The 17,059-nt window shown below is 62.1% G+C and carries 15 protein-coding genes and 1 riboswitch; of the genes, 9 read left to right on the top strand and 6 right to left on the bottom strand.

The window, feature by feature from the left end; all coding sequences use genetic code 11:
* Positions 1-35 precede the first annotated feature (35 nt).
* The 6 genes from AC4P1R_RS10385 to AC4P1R_RS10360 form a co-directional block, all read right to left on the bottom strand.
* On the bottom strand, positions 36-509 hold the full coding sequence (locus AC4P1R_RS10385) for a 6,7-dimethyl-8-ribityllumazine synthase (RefSeq protein ID WP_151611497.1): 474 nt from the start codon (positions 507-509) through the stop codon (positions 36-38).
* 129 nt (positions 510-638) lie between these two features.
* A riboswitch (FMN riboswitch) is annotated at positions 639-803 on the bottom strand.
* Between the two features lie 119 nt (positions 804-922).
* Entirely contained in the window at positions 923-1,984 is a 1,062-nt protein-coding gene (locus AC4P1R_RS10380; RefSeq protein WP_492176873.1) for an ABC transporter ATP-binding protein, read from the bottom strand.
* Between the two features lie 11 nt (positions 1,985-1,995).
* Complete coding sequence (locus AC4P1R_RS10375) at positions 1,996-2,778, bottom strand: ABC transporter permease (protein ID WP_069461480.1); 783 nt, start codon at positions 2,776-2,778, stop codon at positions 1,996-1,998.
* Positions 2,775-3,656 carry an ABC transporter permease gene (locus AC4P1R_RS10370; protein WP_151611496.1) on the bottom strand — a complete coding sequence of 294 codons (882 nt, stop codon included), beginning with the start codon at positions 3,654-3,656 and terminating at the stop codon, positions 2,775-2,777. Before AC4P1R_RS10370 ends, AC4P1R_RS10375 begins: the two co-directional genes overlap by 4 nt.
* 114 nt (positions 3,657-3,770) lie before the next feature.
* Entirely contained in the window at positions 3,771-4,877 is a 1,107-nt protein-coding gene (locus tag AC4P1R_RS10365) for an ABC transporter substrate-binding protein (RefSeq protein ID WP_069461482.1), read from the bottom strand.
* Between the two features lie 189 nt (positions 4,878-5,066).
* Positions 5,067-5,945, bottom strand: coding sequence for a MurR/RpiR family transcriptional regulator (locus AC4P1R_RS10360; protein WP_151611494.1), 879 nt, complete (start codon positions 5,943-5,945; stop codon positions 5,067-5,069).
* A 176-nt stretch (positions 5,946-6,121) separates the two neighbouring features.
* Between AC4P1R_RS10360 and AC4P1R_RS10355 the strand changes: the two genes are divergently transcribed.
* The 9 genes from AC4P1R_RS10355 to AC4P1R_RS10315 all read left to right on the top strand — a co-directional run bounded on the left by AC4P1R_RS10355 (position 6,122) and on the right by AC4P1R_RS10315 (position 17,032).
* Positions 6,122-6,892, top strand: a complete 771-nt coding sequence (locus tag AC4P1R_RS10355; RefSeq protein WP_069461606.1) for an N-formylglutamate amidohydrolase — start codon at positions 6,122-6,124, stop codon at positions 6,890-6,892.
* A gap of 141 nt (positions 6,893-7,033) precedes the next feature.
* A complete protein-coding gene (locus tag AC4P1R_RS10350; protein WP_069461484.1) occupies positions 7,034-7,543 on the top strand; it encodes a TRAP transporter small permease subunit in 510 nt (169 codons plus the stop codon).
* Positions 7,540-8,865 (top strand): TRAP transporter large permease, encoded by a 1,326-nt coding sequence (locus tag AC4P1R_RS10345; protein WP_492176872.1) that lies wholly within the window; start codon positions 7,540-7,542, stop codon positions 8,863-8,865. Before AC4P1R_RS10350 ends, AC4P1R_RS10345 begins: the two co-directional genes overlap by 4 nt.
* Before the next feature lie 106 nt (positions 8,866-8,971).
* Complete coding sequence (locus tag AC4P1R_RS10340; protein WP_069461486.1) at positions 8,972-10,018, top strand: TRAP transporter substrate-binding protein; 1,047 nt, start codon at positions 8,972-8,974, stop codon at positions 10,016-10,018.
* Between the two features lie 98 nt (positions 10,019-10,116).
* Positions 10,117-11,487: a glutamine synthetase family protein gene (locus AC4P1R_RS10335; RefSeq protein ID WP_492176871.1), complete on the top strand. Its 1,371-nt coding sequence runs from the start codon at positions 10,117-10,119 to the stop codon at positions 11,485-11,487.
* A 211-nt stretch (positions 11,488-11,698) separates the two neighbouring features.
* Positions 11,699-13,084 carry an aldehyde dehydrogenase family protein gene (locus tag AC4P1R_RS10330; protein WP_069461488.1) on the top strand — a complete coding sequence of 462 codons (1,386 nt, stop codon included), beginning with the start codon at positions 11,699-11,701 and terminating at the stop codon, positions 13,082-13,084.
* Positions 13,081-14,226 (top strand): iron-containing alcohol dehydrogenase, encoded by a 1,146-nt coding sequence (locus AC4P1R_RS10325; RefSeq protein ID WP_492176870.1) that lies wholly within the window; start codon positions 13,081-13,083, stop codon positions 14,224-14,226. Before AC4P1R_RS10330 ends, AC4P1R_RS10325 begins: the two co-directional genes overlap by 4 nt.
* Before the next feature lie 285 nt (positions 14,227-14,511).
* Positions 14,512-15,228, top strand: a complete 717-nt coding sequence (locus AC4P1R_RS10320; protein ID WP_069461490.1) for an AAA family ATPase — start codon at positions 14,512-14,514, stop codon at positions 15,226-15,228.
* Positions 15,229-15,514: 286 nt separating this feature from the next.
* Positions 15,515-17,032 carry a methyl-accepting chemotaxis protein gene (locus AC4P1R_RS10315; RefSeq protein WP_492176869.1) on the top strand — a complete coding sequence of 506 codons (1,518 nt, stop codon included), beginning with the start codon at positions 15,515-15,517 and terminating at the stop codon, positions 17,030-17,032.
* Positions 17,033-17,059: the final 27 nt, after the last annotated feature.

The raw sequence follows: 17,059 nt of genomic DNA, 5'->3' as shown, positions 1-17,059 counted from the left end.
CCTGCTGCGCCCTCCTTCCGAATTGAACGAGACCGTCAGGCGTTGATGAGCGCAAGCTTGGCACGGGCGTCGAGGATTTGCGCGCAGGCGTTCGCCGCTTCCTCGCCCTTGATAACGAAATGGTCGCGGAAGAAGGCGATCAGCGACTCGCATTCCTGAAAGTTGTGCGGCGTAAGCACGGCCGAGAGGACCGGCACGTTCGTGTCGAGTTGGACGCGCATCATGCCGTCGAGCACCGTGCCGGCGACGAAGTCGTGGCGATAGATGCCGCCGTCGACGATGAAGGCGGTGCCGAGGATCGCCGAGTAGCGTCCGGACTTCGCGAGCATCTGTGCGTGCAGCGGGATTTCCAGCGCCCCGGGAACGTCGAAGATCTCGACATCGGCCGCATTGCCGCCGAGCGACGTCCACTGCGCGATGAAGCCATCGACGCACTGATCGACGATATCGGCGTGCCAGCGGGCACGGACGATGGCAATCCTGATCGAGGGGTGGGAAAGAACGGTCATGATCTCAAGCCTTTCAGGGTTGGCATATTTCCAATGATCCCGTCGGGCGAACAGGCATGCGCAACGACCCTTCTGCGTGTTTCGCGCATCTGACAAGATGCGCGGCGCTGTCGGAGGGACGTCACCCCTGCTTGCTCTCTTCCATCCGGACTATAACCGTCGGCTCCGGAGTTCAACCGGATCTGCTGACCTTCAAGCAGGCTGCTCGAAGCGCTCGCGGGCTTCGACCGAAGAGCCTTCGGCTCGCCGGTCGTTACCGCCGGTGGGGAATTTCGCCCCGCCCTGAGAACGCTCGCGACTATAGAGACGGCTCGGCGCCGGTCAAATGCGGTGAACGACGAAAAAGCGAGAAATCACGACAGATTTTTTCGGGGCACCCGGCCGCAGGAGAGGTCGCGGCCGGGAGGCAGGGCCTATTCGCGGATCACCAGCAGGTCCTTGGCGGCGAAACGCAGTTTGACGCTCTCGCCGTAAGACGGCGGCACGACGCCGGGATTGTTAAACATGTCGAAAGAGATCAGGTCATTGCCCACGCGCAGCCTGGTGCGGATGACCGAGCCGAGGAAGTTCGTCGCTTCGACCTCGCCGACAAGCGATGTATCGCCGCTGGCGCTCTCGGCTATGGAGCCTGCCTCCGGCCGCAAGGCCAGCGAGATCGTGTCGCCACCCTTCAGGTTGGCAATTGGCTCCGCCAGAGTAACCGGTTGGTCGCCCACCATGACGGCACCGGTGGCCGGGTCGGCCACCTTGGCCTCGATGATGTTGAGCGTGCCGACGAAGGAGGCGACGAATCGGGTCGCCGGCGTGTTGTAGATCTCGAAAGGCGTGCCGATCTGGTCGGCGCGCCCGGCATTCATGACGACGATGCGATCGGAGATCGACAGCGCCTCCTCCTGGTCATGCGTGACGAACACGGTGGTAATGCCGAGCTGCTGCTGGATCTGCCGGATTTCTTCGCGTAGCGAGACGCGGATCTTCGCATCGAGCGCCGAGAGAGGTTCGTCGAGCAGCAGCACCTGCGGCTTCACCGCAAGGGCGCGGGCCAGCGCCACACGCTGCTGCTGACCGCCGGACATCTGATAGGGGAAACGGTCCGCCAGGTGGTCGAGCTTGATGAGCCCGAGCATCTGCTTCACCCGAGTATCGATTTCCGACCTGGAAGCGCCGGCCACCTTGAGGCCGAAGGCGACATTGTCGTGCACGTTCATGTTGGGGAACAGCGCATAGGCCTGGAACACCATGCCGATATTGCGCTGGTTGGGCTTGAGCGAACCCTGGTCCTTGCCGTCTATCGTGATCGTCCCGTCGGAGGGCGTCTCGAAGCCGGCGATCATCCGGAGGATGGTCGTCTTGCCGCAGCCGGAAGGCCCGAGAAAAGAAACGAATTCGCCTTTCTCGATGCCCATGTTGAAATCGTGCACGACCTGGACCGGGCCGAAGGATTTCTTGATGTTGGTCAGTGACAGGAAACTCATGCGAACGGTCCTCAGGCCTTGGGAGGCGCGCTTTTCTGGAAGCGCGAGACGAGCTGGATGAGGCCGAGGCAGCCCCAGGTGATTCCGAATGCGATGACGGCGAGCGCCGCCGGTTCATAGGCGCGGTTGGCGCCGAGAAGCTGCATATAGGGGCCGAAAGCCGGCCTGTTCAGCAGCGCTGCCATGGTGAACTCGCCGATGACGATGGCGAAGGTGAGGAAGGCGCCGGAGAGCACGGCGACAAGCACGTTGGGCAGTATGATCCGCGCCAGGATCGTGGTCCAACCGGCGCCCAGACTCTGGGCGGCTTCGGTAAGCGTGGCCACGTCGATTGTCCTGAGGCCGGTGTCCACCGCACGGTACATGTATGGCAGCGCCAGCGTGGCATAGCCGAACATTAGCAGTATGTTGGTGCCGAAAGCGGAGCCTGTCAGGGGCAGCCAGCTCGATGTGTTGTAGAGCCGGATATAGCCGAAGACGATGACGATTGCCGGAATGACCAATGGCAGCAACGTCACGAATTCGACATAGGGACGCAGGCCCGGCAGCTTGAGGCGGATCCAGTAGGCCGTCGGCACGACGAGCAGCACACCGAAGACGATGGTGAAGAGCGCCTGCGTCACGGAGTAGGTGAAGGTCTCCTGGAAGCGCGGATCGCCGAACACTCTCGCATAGGCCTCGAAGGAATATTCTCCGCGCCGCATCTTCAGCGAGAAGTTGGTCATCCCCACGAGCGGAAGCGTGAAGTAGAGGATGCCGAAAAAGAGGGCGCCCCAGGCCCAGATCTTCTTCATTTCAGCCACCTCTCGCTGCGGGCGCGAAGCCAGATGTAGATTGCGTTGGCGACACCCGTAACCACGATCATGCCGAAGGCAAGCGCGTAGCCGAGGTGCGGATTGCCGAGCACGTCGCCGCGGATCTGGGCGAAGAGCAGGATGGGCACGATCGAGAGCGACGAGCCGGTTAATGCAATGGCGGTTGCGACGGCGCCGAAGGCATTGGCGAAGAGAAGCGCCAGGGTGCCAAGGATAGAGGGGAGCAGGATCGGAAAGGCGACCATCCGCCAGTATTGAAACCCGGTGGCGCCGAGGATCGATGCCGCTTCGCGCCACTCGCGCTTCAGTCCGTCGAGTGCGGGCGTGATGATGAGGATCATCAGCGGGATCTGGAAGAAGAGATATGTAATGGTCAGGCCCCAGAAGGACAGAATGTTGAAGCCGAGCGCCCGCAGATCCACGCCAAGCTCCGAGCGCAGGAAAACGTTGACGATGCCGACCGGCCCGAGCGTTGCGAGAAAGGCGAAGGCCAGCGGTACGCCCGCAAAGTTGGACGCGACGCCGGAAAAAGTCAGTAGCGGCCCGCGGATACCTCTCGGCAATCCGCCGAACACGACGGCTGCGGAGATGGCAAAGCCGGCCAGGCAACCGAGGAGCGCCGAAGCGACGCTGATTTTAATGGAGATCCAATAGGCTGCGAGGATCGAAGGGGTGAAAAGACCTTGGATATTATCGAGCGTGAAGCTGCCGTCCGGTGTCTGAAAGGCGCCGACCACGATCTTCATCGTCGGAAGAATGAGAAAAAGCGTCACAAAAGCGGCAAAGGGCAGGATGCCCAGCCAGTGAAGCGGAAGACGACGCGCCGGCGACCTGGCGCTGATGTGAGCAGTTGACATTCCTTGCGCCCTACGGGGCCGCGTCGCAGACGCGGCCGTTCCTCTAAAGTTCCGATGATTGTCGCATCCGTCCCGGACGGGAAACCGGCCGGGACGGAATGATTGCGGAAACGCTTACTGGACGTTTGCGCCGACGACGGAATCCCAGCCGCCGGTCACGGCAGCCTTGTTCGCGTCGACCTCTTCCAACGTCGGGAAGTAAGCCTTTTCATACGCATCCGCCGGCGGGAGGGCGTCGATCAGTTCCTTCGGAACCTTTCCGTCCTTGACCATCGCGTTGAAGCGTGCCGGGTGGCAGAAGCCCTTCAGCCAGCCGAGCTGACCTTCGTCGGAATAGAGGTGCTCCATCCACAGCTTGGCGGCATTCGGATGCGGTGCATAGGCCGAGATGCCTTGAACGTAGACGCCGGCGAGAACGCCGCTTTCCGGAACGACGACTTCGGTCGGCGGGTTGCCCTCCAGCGTCTTGGCCCAACCGAGCGCGTTGTAGTCCCACGCAACGATGATCGGGGTCGAGCCCTGGGCAAGCGTGCCCGACTTGCCGATGACCGGGACGAAATTGCCGGCCTTGTTCAACTCGGCGAAAAAGTCGAGACCGGCTTCGCCGGCTTCCTTCCCGGCCTTGGCGCCCTTGGCGAGGCCTGCGGCGAGTACGCCGAGGATCGCCTGGTTCGAAGCGCGCGGATCGCCGGCGAGGGCGACCTGGCCGGAATATTCCGGCTTCAGCAGATCGGCCCAGTCCTTCGGCGAATTGGTAACGAGGTCCTTGTTGATGAGGAAGGACATCACGCCGTAATAGTCGCCGTACCAGTAGCCCTCGGCATCCTTGACGGAGTCCGGAATCTCGTCCCAGGTGGAGACCTTGTAGGGCTGCAGCAGGCCTTCGGCCTTCATTTGCGGACCGAAAGCGAGGCCGACGTCGACAACGTCGGGCGCCTGCGGGCCCTTGTTGTCCTTGTTGGCCTTGACGGCTTCGACTTCGTCGGCCGAGCCGGCATCCGGGTTCAGTTCGTTGACCTGGATTTCCGGATACTTGGCCTTGAAGGAGGCAATGACGTCGCCATAGCCGCACCAGTCGTGGGGCAGAGCGATGGTGGTGAGCATGCCTTCCTTCTTGGCTTCGGCGATGAGCTCCTCGCTGGGCTCGGCGGCGGCGATGGCCGTCGTCGCCAGAAGCACGGCGGTCGAAAGCGAGAGCAAGCGTTGAGTCTTTGAAATCACTGGCGTTCTCCTTATTGGGTTTCCATTAGTTTCGGCGATGCTGATAAAGCGCTGCGATGAAACTTATGTGACAGTCGTCGCCCCGCTTACAACCAAGATGCGGTGGCTCGAAAGCCGGTTCTTCGAGGGTCGAGGTGTTGCGCTCGCCACATGCTTCATCATTTGACCTCGGATAATGCCGGGCACCTCCTAGACCGGCTTGCGGAAAATGCGGGTCGAGTCGAACAGGCCCTCGAGGGTCTTCATCCGGTCGCGGGTTTCCTCCCAATTTGAACTCTGCACGGCCTCGATCAGCGCCTCGACGAGGAACAGGAGAAGGACCGAGCTGTCCCAGGCCGAGGGTACCTCGATCCGCGCGCGGAAAACCTTGGACGCGGACTTGGCCACAGGCGAGCCCCACTGGTCGGTGAAGAGCACGATTTCGACGCGCCGTTCGCGGGCAAAGCGGGCGAGCGTCTCCATTTCCTGCTCATAGCGGCGGATATCGAAAAGGATCAGGACATCGCCCTGCTGCATGTCCAGCACATAGTGGGGCCAGGAACTCGGGTTGTGGGCGATCTGCGTGACGCCGGTGCGTATGACCTGAAGATGGGTGAAGAGATAGTCGGCCATCGAGCGGGTGATGCGCCCGCCGACGAGATAGACATGGCGCTTGCGATCGGCGACGAGTGCCGCGGCGTCGTCGAATTCGGCGGGTTCGATCTGCGAAAGCGTCTGGCGCATATTGCCCATGACCGCGTCGGCGAAACGGTTGAGGATATGCGTCCCCGGTGCGCTCGCCGCCCAGCGATCGTGCTTGGCGATCGGATTGGAGATCGTCGCCTCCAGTTCCTGGTGCAGTCTCGCCTGGAAATCGGGAAAACCGCGGAAGCCGAGCTTCTGCACCATGCGGACAACTGTCGGCGAAGAGACCCCCGCGTTCTCGGCGACCGTGGTGATCGAGCCGAGTCCGGACACGGGATAGTTGTCTAGAAGTGTCTCCGCCAAGCGCTTCTCGGCGCGCGTCAGCGCCGTGAAATGTGCGTTGATCACATCCGACACCGTCATGGATGCCGCAGTATCGTTCAATGCCGTGCCCCTCAGCCGGTCTCTGCCAGCTTGAGGTGAATTTAACATCGCCGTCGCGACAGGAGTCAATCGGATTTTTGAAGAGATTGTTTCAGATTCTGGTTGACAGTCGTTTTTCTGTGAAGAATTCTTTTCACGATTATCGTCGGCTGGGCTGTTTGATGGGGGCGCCGGTTGTGACAAGGCTTTTGACTGACGCCGAAGGCAATCCGGTCACCGTCACGAATGCGGAGGCAAAGGGAGAATTCGTCTTCCTGTGCGAGCACGCGTCGCGCCGCCTGCCGCAGCGACTGGGGACGCTCGGGCTCTCCGAGGACGTTCTCAAGAGCCATATCGCCTGGGATCCGGGCGCGCTTGCGGTTGCCGATCTGCTCGCCGCAAAACTTGACGGCGCGCTGATCCATCAGCGGTTCTCCCGTCTTGCCTATGACTGCAACCGGCCGCCGGAATCGGAGGCCGCAATGCCAGTCGCCAGCGAGATCTACGAGGTGCCGGGCAACAGGACGATGTCCGAGGCCGAGCGCCGGGCGCGGGTCGACGAGCTCTACCGGCCCTTTCACGATGCCGTGTCGCGCTTCGTGGTCGAGCGCAAGGCGGGCGGGCGGAGGCCCGTGCTCGTCACTATGCACAGCTTCACCCCGGTCTATTTTGGCAGGCCGCGCGCCGTGCAGCTTGGCATTCTCCATGATGCCGACAGCCGGCTCGCCGACCGTATGCTGGCGATTGCGGCCGCGGATGGCACTTATGACGTCCGCCGCAACGAGCCATACGGTCCTCAGGACGGGGTGACGCACAGTCTGATAGAATACGGCGTCCGTTACGGACTGCCCAATGTGATGATCGAGATCAGGAACGATCTCATCCGCGACGAGATCGGCCAAAGGGGCATGGCCGATTATCTGGAAGGGCTGCTCGCCAAGAGCGCGGCTGCCTTATCCGCACAATAAAAGCCCCTGGGGAGCGGCAGCGCTCGCGGTGATGACCGGTGATCTATTGAACAGGAGAAAGACAGCCGATGCCTGGATGGACAGCACGGGGAGGCGCATTTCCTCGAGGGGATAACGCATGCGCCCGGCGGGGTTGCCGCCATGCCTGAATATCTGAAGACCTATGTCCGAGTCGTCGATGGATTCAATCGGCGCGTCGGCAGGGCCACCATGTATCTGATTTTCGCGATGATGGGCATCCTGCTCTATTCATCGATTTCGAAGGCGTGGCTGTTGCCATCGCTCTGGACCCTTGAAATGGCCCAGTTCGTCATGGCTGCCTATTATCTCCTGGGCGGGGCCTATTCGCTGCAGCTCGACAGCCACGTCCGCATGGACCTGCTCTATGGCCGCTGGACGCTGCGCACACGCGCCATAGTCGATGCCGTCACCATCATCTTGCTGCTCGTCTATCTGGCGTTCCTGCTTTACGGCGGCGTTTCCAGTACCGCCTATGCGTTGAAATATGGCGAGACCAGTTATTCGGCCTGGGCGCCCTATATGGCGCCGATCAAGATCATTATGACGATCGGCATCGTGCTGACCTTCCTCCAGGCGACATCCATCTTCATCAAAGACCTTGCCCACGCCATCGGGAGGCCGCTCGCATGAGCTACGAAATGATCGCCTTCACGATGTTCTCGTCGATGATGATGACGATGCTGACCGGTCAGCGCGTCTTCGCCGCGATCGGTTTCGTCGGCGTGGTCGCCGCCGCATTCCTGTGGGGCGACGGCGGCTTCGAAATGGCCTTTGCCGCCTCGATGAAGCTGATGAAGTGGTATCCTCTTCTGACCCTGCCGCTCTTCATCTTCATGGGCTACATGCTGTCGGAGTCCGGCATCGCCGAGGACCTCTACAAGATGTTCCATGTTTGGATGGGCGGATTGCGCGGGGGGCTGGCGCTCGGAACCATCGGGCTCATGGTCATCATCTCCGCCATGAACGGTCTCAGCGTCGCCGGCATGGCGATCGGAGCGACGATCGCGCTGCCGGAACTGCTGAGGCGCGGCTATGACAAGACCATGGTCTCCGGCGTCATCCAGGCGGGCAGCTCACTCGGCATCCTGGTGCCGCCGAGCGTCGTGCTGGTGCTCTATGGCATGATCGCCCGCCAGCCGGTCGGACAGCTTTGGCTCGCCGGTGTCTTCCCGGGCCTGCTTCTGGCGTTCCTGTTTTCGCTCTATGTCGTCATCCGCTGCAAGATCCAGCCGCATCTCGGGCCGGCGCTGCCGAAGGAGGAACGAGATCTTCCGCTCGCCGAGAAGCTCAAATTGCTCAGAGCCGGCATCCTGCCCTTCATGATCTTCTTCCTGATGATGGGCCTCTTCGTCATGGGCATCACCAGCCTCGTCGAAAGCTCGGCTGTCGGTGCGATCTCCGCGCTCGTGGCGGCCTGGGTCAAAGGACGGCTGACCTGGCGCGTGTTCGACCGGACGGTGGAGCAGACGCTCGGGATATCCTGCATGTTCATGTGGATCATCCTGGCGGCGCTGTGCTTCGGCGCCGTCTTCGACGGTCTCGGTGCGGTCAAGGCAATCGAGTACCTGTTCCTGGAGAAATGGGGCCTTGGTCCCTGGGAGGTGCTGATCCTGATGCAGATCTCCTATATCCTCATGGGCACCTTCCTCGACGACACGGCGATGCTGGTCATCGTGGCGCCGCTCTACATACCGCTCGTCGGCAGCCTCGGATTCGATCTCATCTGGTACGGGGTGCTCTACACGATCACCTGCCAGATCGCCTACATGACCCCGCCATTCGGTTACAACCTGTTCCTGATGCGGGCCATGGCGCCACCCGAGATCACCCTGGCGGATATCTACAAATCGGTGTTGCCCTTCGTCCTTGTCATGATGGTGGGGCTGGCGATCGTGACGGCCTTTCCGGAGATCGCACTCTGGTTGCCGCAGCACGTCTATGTGAGGGGCTGACGGGAGGCGGCGCTTTGCGCCGCAAGACATTGAGCCCTCTCCGCTGGTGCAGGGCTCCAATAAATAGAAGAAGTGCAACTGAACCAGGAAAGAGGGAAACAGAAAGATGACCAACAGACGCGATTTTCTGAAGAAGGCGGGGCTCGCTGCCGCCGCCGGCACCACGGCGCTGGCGGCGCCGGCCGTGCGCGCGCAGGGCAAGATCACCTGGCGCCTGCAGACCTATGCCGGCCCGGCGCTCGCCGAGCACGTCATCAAGCCGGCGATCGACGCCTTCAACAAGGCGGCCAATGGCGAGATGCAGATCGATCTCTATACCTCCGACCAGCTGGTGCCGACGGGCGAACTCTTCCGCGCCATGCAGGCGGGCACGATCGATGCCGTCCAGAGCGACGACGATTCCATGGCCTCGCCGGTCGACATCAAGGTATTCGGCGGCTATTTCCCCTTTGCCTCGCGCTACAGCCTCGACGTGCCGACGCTCTTCCACCAATACGGCCTCAACGAAATCTGGGCCGAGGCCTATGGCGAGGTCGAGGGTGTCACCTGGTTATCTGCCGGGTCCTGGGACCCCTGCAACTTCGCGACCGTCAAGCCGGTCAAGTCGCTCGAGGATCTGAAGGGCCTGCGCATCTTCACCTTCCCGACGGCCGGCAAATTCCTGACGCGCTTCGGGGTCGTGCCGGTGACGTTGCCTTGGGAAGACGTTCAGGTCGCCATGCAGACCGGCGAACTCGATGGTCTCGCCTGGTCGGGCATCACCGAGGACTACACGGTCGGTTGGGCGGACGTGACCAAGTATTTCCTCACCAACAACATCTCCGGCGCCTGGTGCGGTTCGTTCTTCGCAAACTCCGCCCGCTGGAACGAGGTTCCCGAGCATCTCAAGACGCTGTTCCGTCTCTGCATCGACTCCTCGCACTATTATCGCCAGCACTGGTACTGGGGCGGCGAGGCGCAGTTGCGCGCCGAAGGCACCAAGCTCGAACTGACGACCATTCCGGACGAGGAATGGAAGACCGTGGAACAGGAAGCGCTGAAGTTCTGGGATGAGATCGCGGCCACCAGCCCGCGCGCGGCCAAGGTCGTCGAGATCCTCAAGAAATATCGTGACGTGATGGAGAAGGCAGGTCCGCCCTACCGCTACAGCTGATCACGATCGTCACCAACTTCGCATCCGGGGCGGCACCGCGGTCCCGGATGCCGACGGGCCAACGCAAACCGGATCGACACCGGAACCAGGACTTCTCCATGAGCGCGAACTATACATTCGATGATTTGAAGAAAGACGTGGCCGAGGGCCGCATCGACACGGTGCTCGCCTGCCAGGTCGATATGCAGGGCCGCCTGATGGGCAAGCGCTTTCATGCCCAGTATTTCGTCGAGAGCGCCTGGAAGGAAACGCATAGCTGCAACTATCTGCTCGCAACCGACCTGGAGATGGAGACGGTCCAGGGCTACAGGGCGACGAGCTGGGAAAAGGGCTATGGCGACTATACGATGAAGCCTGACCTTGCGACGCTGCGGCGCATTCCCTGGCTCGAAGGAACGGCGCTCGTCATCAGCGACGTGCTCGACCACGACACCCATACGGAGGTGGCGCATTCGCCGCGCGCCATCCTGAAGAAACAGGTTGCGCGGCTCGAAGGGATGGGCCTCAAGGCCTTCATGGCGAGTGAGCTCGAATTCTTCCTCTTCGACCAATCCTATGACGATGCGCGGCTCTCCGGATACCGCGACCTGCAGCTCGTCAGCGGCTACAACGAGGACTACCACATTTTCCAGACGACCAAGGAAGAGGACGTGATGCGGGCGATCCGCAACGGCCTGCAGGGCGCTGGCATTCCGGTGGAAAACTCCAAGGGGGAGGCGTCCGCCGGCCAGGAAGAGATCAACGTCCGCTATGCGGATGCGCTAACGATGGCCGACCGCCATACAATCATCAAGAACGGTTGCAAGGAGATCGCCTGGCAGCGTGGCAAGGCGATCACCTTCCTTGCCAAGTGGAACTACTCGGCCGCCGGCTCCTCGTCGCATATTCACCAGTCGCTGTGGAGTGCCGACGGCGAGACGCCGATGTTCTACGACAAGGACGGCCGCTACGGCATGTCCGAGCTGATGCGTCACTATGTTGCCGGGCTACTCGCTCATGCGAGCGATATTACCTATTTTCTTGCCCCCTACATCAATTCCTACAAGCGCTTCATGGCCGGCACCTTCGCGCCGACCAAGGCGATCTGGAGCAAGGACAACCGCACGGCCGGTTATCGCCTCTGCGGCGACGGCACCAAGGGGATCCGCATCGAGTGCCGCGTCGGCGGTTCCGACCTCAATCCCTATCTCGCCTTCGCCGCTTTGCTCGCGGCTGGCATCGCGGGGATCGAAAACAAGCTGGAACTGGAGGCGCCCTTCGTCGGCGATGCCTATCACGGCAAGGACGTGCGCGAAATTCCGCACACGTTGAGGGAAGCGGCCGATTTGCTGAGCGGATCGGAGATGCTGAGGGCCGCATTCGGCGATGACGTCGTCGACCATTATACGCGCGCGGCCCGCTGGGAGCAGGAGGAATACGACCGGCGCGTCACCGATTGGGAGGTCGCGCGCGGCTTCGAGCGGGCGTAGGTGCCTGAATTTCCCCTCCCCAACCCCTCTCCACAAGGGGGAGGGGCTTGCTGACGTCACCTTCGTGACCAACTCAGCGCCGCCGCAAGCGGCACGGCCGAGTTACTGTCAAAAGGCGGTGCCGCAGGTTAAGTCCCTCCCCCTTGTGGAGAGGGGTTGGGGAGGGGTAACTCGCGAAAGATTAGTCGAACAGGAAAGCAGGAAGGCGATCATGACGATGATCAGATGCATTTCGCCGGTCAATGGCGAGGTCTATGCCGAGCGCCCGGCCATGCCGCTGGAGCGCGCCAAGGAGGCGGTGGCGAAAGCGCGGCTCGCACAGAAGGCGTGGGCGAAACGGCCGCTTGACGAACGGGTCAAGCTGGTGCTTGCCGGCGTCGCAAGGCTCAACGACATGGCCGACGAGGTGGTGCCGGAACTTGCCTGGCAGATGGGTCGGCCGGTCCGCTATGGCGGCGAATTCAAGGGTTTCAATGAGCGCTCCAACTATGTCGCTTCCATTGCTAGCGACGCTTTGAAGCCGCTTGTCGTCGAAGAGAGCGAGCGCTTCGAGCGGCGCATCGAACGCGAGCCGCATGGCGTCGTCTTCGTCATCGCGCCCTGGAACTACCCCTATATGACGGCGATCAACACCGTCGCTCCGGCGCTGATGGCCGGCAATACGGTCGTGATCAAGCATGCGAGCCAGACGATCCTCGTCGGCGAGCGCCTGGTGCGCGCATTTGTCGAGGCCGGCGTGCCGGAGGACGTCTTCCAGAACCTGTTCCTGGACCACGAGACGACGGCGGCGCTCATTGCCGCCAAGAGCTTCGACTTCATCAATTTCACCGGTTCGGTCGAAGGCGGGCGCTCGATCGAGCGCGCGGCGGCCGGCACCTTCACCGGCCTCGGGCTCGAACTCGGCGGCAAGGATCCGGGCTATGTGATGGAGGATGCCGATCTCGACGCGGCGGTCGATACGCTGATGGACGGCGCCACCTATAATTCCGGCCAATGCTGCTGCGGCATCGAACGCATCTATGTGCACGAGTCGCTCTATGATGCCTTTGTCGAAAAATCCGTCGCCTGGGTGTCCAATTACAAGCTCGGCAACCCGCTTGCCCCGGAAACGACGCTCGGTCCCATGGCCAACAGGCGCTTCGCGGAGACGGTGCGCGGCCAGATCGCCGATGCGGTGTCGAAGGGGGCAAAGGCGCTGATCGATCCGAAGCTCTTCCCCGAGGACGACGGCGGTGCCTATCTCGCGCCGCAGCTTCTCGTCGATGTCGACCACTCGATGGCGTTCATGCGCGAGGAGACCTTCGGCCCGGCCGTCGGCATCATGAAGGTGAAGACCGATGCGCAGGCGATCGAACTGATGAATGATTGCCGGTATGGCCTGACGGCCTCGCTCTGGACGAAGGACGCCGAACGTGCCGCCCGGATCGGAGGCGAGCTCGAGACCGGCACGGTGTTCATGAACCGGGCCGACTATCTCGACCCGGCGCTCTGCTGGACCGGCGTCAAGGAAACGGGCCGCGGCGGATCGCTCTCCGTCATCGGCTTCCAGAATCTTACCCGTCCCAAATCCTATCACCTGAAGAAAGTGACAGCATGACGATCATTGCCAACTGGAGCTATCCGACGGCCATCAAGTTCGGTGCCGGCCGGATCAAGGAGCTTGCCGACCATTGCAAGGCCGTCGGCATGAGGAAGCCGCTGCTCGTCACCGATCGCGGCCTCGCGCCGATGGCGATCACGCAAGGCGCACTCGATATCCTCGACGCCGGCGGTCTCGGCCGCGCGATCTTCGCGGAGGTCGATCCGAATCCGAACGACGTCAATCTCGAGGCCGGCATCAAGGCCTTCAAGGATGGCGGCCATGACGGCGTCGTCGCCTTCGGCGGCGGCTCCGGCCTCGATCTCGGCAAATGCATCGCCTTCATGGCCGGCCAGACGCGGCCGGTCTGGGATTTCGAAGATGTCGGCGATTGGTGGACGCGCGCGAATGTCGAGGGCATTGCGCCGATCGTCGCGGTGCCGACCACGGCTGGCACCGGCTCGGAAGTCGGCCGTGCAAGCGTCATCACCAATTCGCAGACCCATGTGAAGAAGGTGATCTTCCACCCGAAATTCCTGCCGGCGGTGACGATCTGCGATCCGGAACTGACGGTCGGCATGCCGAAGGTGATCACGGCCGGCACGGGCATGGATGCCTTTGCCCACTGCCTGGAAGCCTATTCCTCACCGTTCTACCACCCGATGTCGGCCGGCATCGCGCTCGAAGGCATGCGGCTCGTCAAGGAGTACCTGCCGCGCGCCTACAAGGATGGCGCCGATGTCGAGGCTCGCGCCCATATGATGAGCGCGGCGGCAATGGGGGCGGTCGCCTTCCAGAAGGGGCTGGGCGCCATCCATTCGCTCTCCCATCCGGTCGGCGCCATCTACAACACCCATCACGGCATGACCAATGCCGTCGTGATGCCGCCGGTCTTGCGCTTCAACCGCCCGGCGATCGAGGAAAAGATCGCATGCGCCGCCGCCTATCTCGGCATTGCCGGCGGCTTTGACGGCTTCTACGACTATGTGCTGCAACTGCGCGAGGAACTCGGCGTTCCGGACAGTCTCGCGGCCCTCGGGGTCGGGACCGACCGCATCGACGAAATGGCGGAAATGGCGATCGTCGATCCGACGGCCGGCGGCAATCCGGTGGAACTGACGCTCGAATCGGCAAGGAAGCTCTTTGTCGAGTGTATCTGATCGCGTGTCTTTCAGACGCGCAAAGATCGCTGCAACTCTTTGAATTGCGCGTCGGGCTTTCCGACAATCGGTACGATCTTCGGGCCGATGCGTTAATTTCTTTAAGGTCCGGGAAAGCGCTGATTTCCCGGGCTTTCTTGCGTGCAAGGGCCTGAAGCGGCAGCGCCGCGGTTAATCTTTGGCAGTCGCAAATTTCCATTTTGTTAACCATGTTCTGAAAGGTTCCGTTAATCGAATCTGCCCCGAGGCGCGGGGGGATGGAGCATCGAAAGAACGAGGTGGAAGATGGCGGTCATTACACTCGCCAATGCGAAGGGTGGCGCCGGCAAAACGACGGCGGCTCTGATCCTGGCAACGGAACTTGCCCGACAGGGAAGCCGCGTGGTTATTCTCGACGCGGATCCGCAGCGCTGGATCACCAACTGGTTCGAGCTTTCCGGCAACATCCCCAATCTCGAAGTGATTTCGCACATCACGCCGGCCTCTCTGCCCTGCCACATCCGCGAACTCAAGGATGAGGTCGATTTCATCGTGATCGATCTTGCCGGCGCGAAGGACGCGATCGTCGCATTGGCGCTCGGGCTTTCCGATCAGGTGCTGATCCCGGTTCAGGGCTGCGCCATGGATGCGCGCGGCGCGGTGCAGATCCTCGAACTCATCCGCCAGATCGAAGAGAAGGCGAGGACGCGCATCAACCACGCGGTGGTACTGACGCGCGTCAGCTCGCTGGTCACCACCCGGGCGCTGCAGACGATCAAGGCCCTGCTCGCCGCCCGCGGCGTTTCCGTCCTCGACACCCCGATCGTCGAGCGTGCCGCCTATCGCGAGATCTTCGAATGCGGCGGAACGCTGCAGACCATGGATGCAGACCGCGTCAGCAATCTTGACAAGGCGCGCGAAAATGCCTTTGCGCTTGCCCGCGAAGTGCAGGAGATCCTCCCCATGCGCGTTCGCCGCTCCCTTGCCTTGCGCCTGCACTGGGCTTTGCCGCGCGCCGCCTGATATCTCATCCAGGAGTGTTCCTCCCGAATTTCGACCGGGTTTGACGAGTGTCAATTCCGGTTGAGATTTTCGCGCAGAAGCGAGCGAATACGACCTGCCGTAAGGCTTCCTTTACCCTGTTACTTTAACCCCATTCTACGGAAAGTGAGCCTGCGCCGTCGCCTCGTCTTTGGGGCGGCCGCCATGAAAGCGGCCGACAGGTGGTTCCCCCGGATGCCGTCGACATCCTCGGTTCCGAACCTTCCATGATCCATTGAGAGACCTTTGTACGCAGGGAAGTTTGCGGATGAATACGGAACAAGCCGGACGCGGCAACAACGATCTTGCCGGCCGCCTCGAGTTCATGGCACTGGATGATGCCGCGAGAGCGAAGCTCAGGGCGTTGAAGCCCGTCTTGCAGACGGCGCTCGGACCTGCGCTCGACCGCTTCTACGCCAAGGTGCGGCAGACGCCGGAAACGAACCGCTTCTTCTCGTCCGACGCCCACATGAAGGCTGCCAAGGGCGCACAGGTCGGTCATTGGGCGAATATCGTTGACGGCGACTTCAATGACGAATACGGCGCCAAGGTGCGTACCATTGGACAGGTCCATGCCAAGATTGGCCTGGATCCGCGCTGGTATATCGGCGGTTACGCGCTGATCGCGGAGCATCTGATCGGCGAGGTCGTGAAGGCGCATTGGCCGAAGGGCGGTGCGTTCTCGCGCCAAAAGATCTCCGCAGAAGAAATGGGGGCGATGATCGCAAGCCTCATCAAGGGCATCTTCCTCGACATGGACCTCTCGATCTCCGTCTATATGAACGCCTCGGACCTGACGAAGCAGCGCGCGGTGCAGGAGGGGGCACTTGCCGGAGAGCGGGAGCTGGTGGGTCGCACGTTTGGCGCGGCGCTGGCCAGGATTTCCGACGGCGATCTGACGGCGCGGGTCGACTCCAATCTGCCCGAGGCCTACAGGGAACTCGGCGAGAATTTCAACCATGCGATCGCGGAACTTGGGCAGGCCATCGGCGGCATCGGCGCCGGTGCCAGCCAGATTCATGTGAACGCCAAGGAAATCGCCGCGGCGGCCGATGACCTTTCCAAGCGAACGGAACGCCAGGCCGCCAATCTCGAGCAAACCGCCGCCGCGATCGAAGAGGTCACCCGTACCGTGCGCCAGACGGCCGAGGGCGCCGACCAGGCCAACTCGACGGTTATGGCGGCGCGTTCGAATGCCGAGCAGAGCGGCGAGGTCGTCAACCACGCCATCGGCGTGATGCAGGAAATCCAAACCTCGTCGACGAGCATCGCCCGGATCGTCGACGTCATCGACGAGATCGCTTTCCAGACCAATCTCCTGGCGCTCAATGCCGGAATCGAGGCGGCGCGTGCGGGCGATGCCGGCAGGGGGTTCGCCGTCGTTGCGTCCGAGGTGCGCGCCCTTGCGCAACGCTGCGCCGATGCGGCCAAGGACATCCAATCCTTGATCGCGAAATCGCGCGAGCAGGTGGAAGACGGCGTTGCCTCGGTCAACAAGGTGGCGCAATCGCTGCAGCAGATTGTGGCGCAGGTTGTGGAGGTAAGTTCGGTTTTCGGCTCGATCAGGGCCAGTACCGCCGAACAGGCGACGGGCCTGCAGGAGGTCAACAGCGCCCTTACTCAAATGGATACGATCACTCAGCAGAACGCGGCGATGGTGGAACAGGCGAACGCCTCGAGCCAGGCGCTGACGACGGAGGTCGAGCAGATCGCCCTACGCCTCAGCGCCTTCCGTACCTCGGGCAGCGCCAAGCCGGGGACGTCCGGGTACCAGGCCGCTGCGTAGGTCGTCGAAGAGGCCGGCCTACGTAAA

Source organism: Sinorhizobium sp. Y406 (assembly GCF_058732025.1).
The sequence above is the reverse complement of the archived record's forward strand: the minus strand, read 5'-3'. Positions and strand labels throughout refer to the sequence as shown.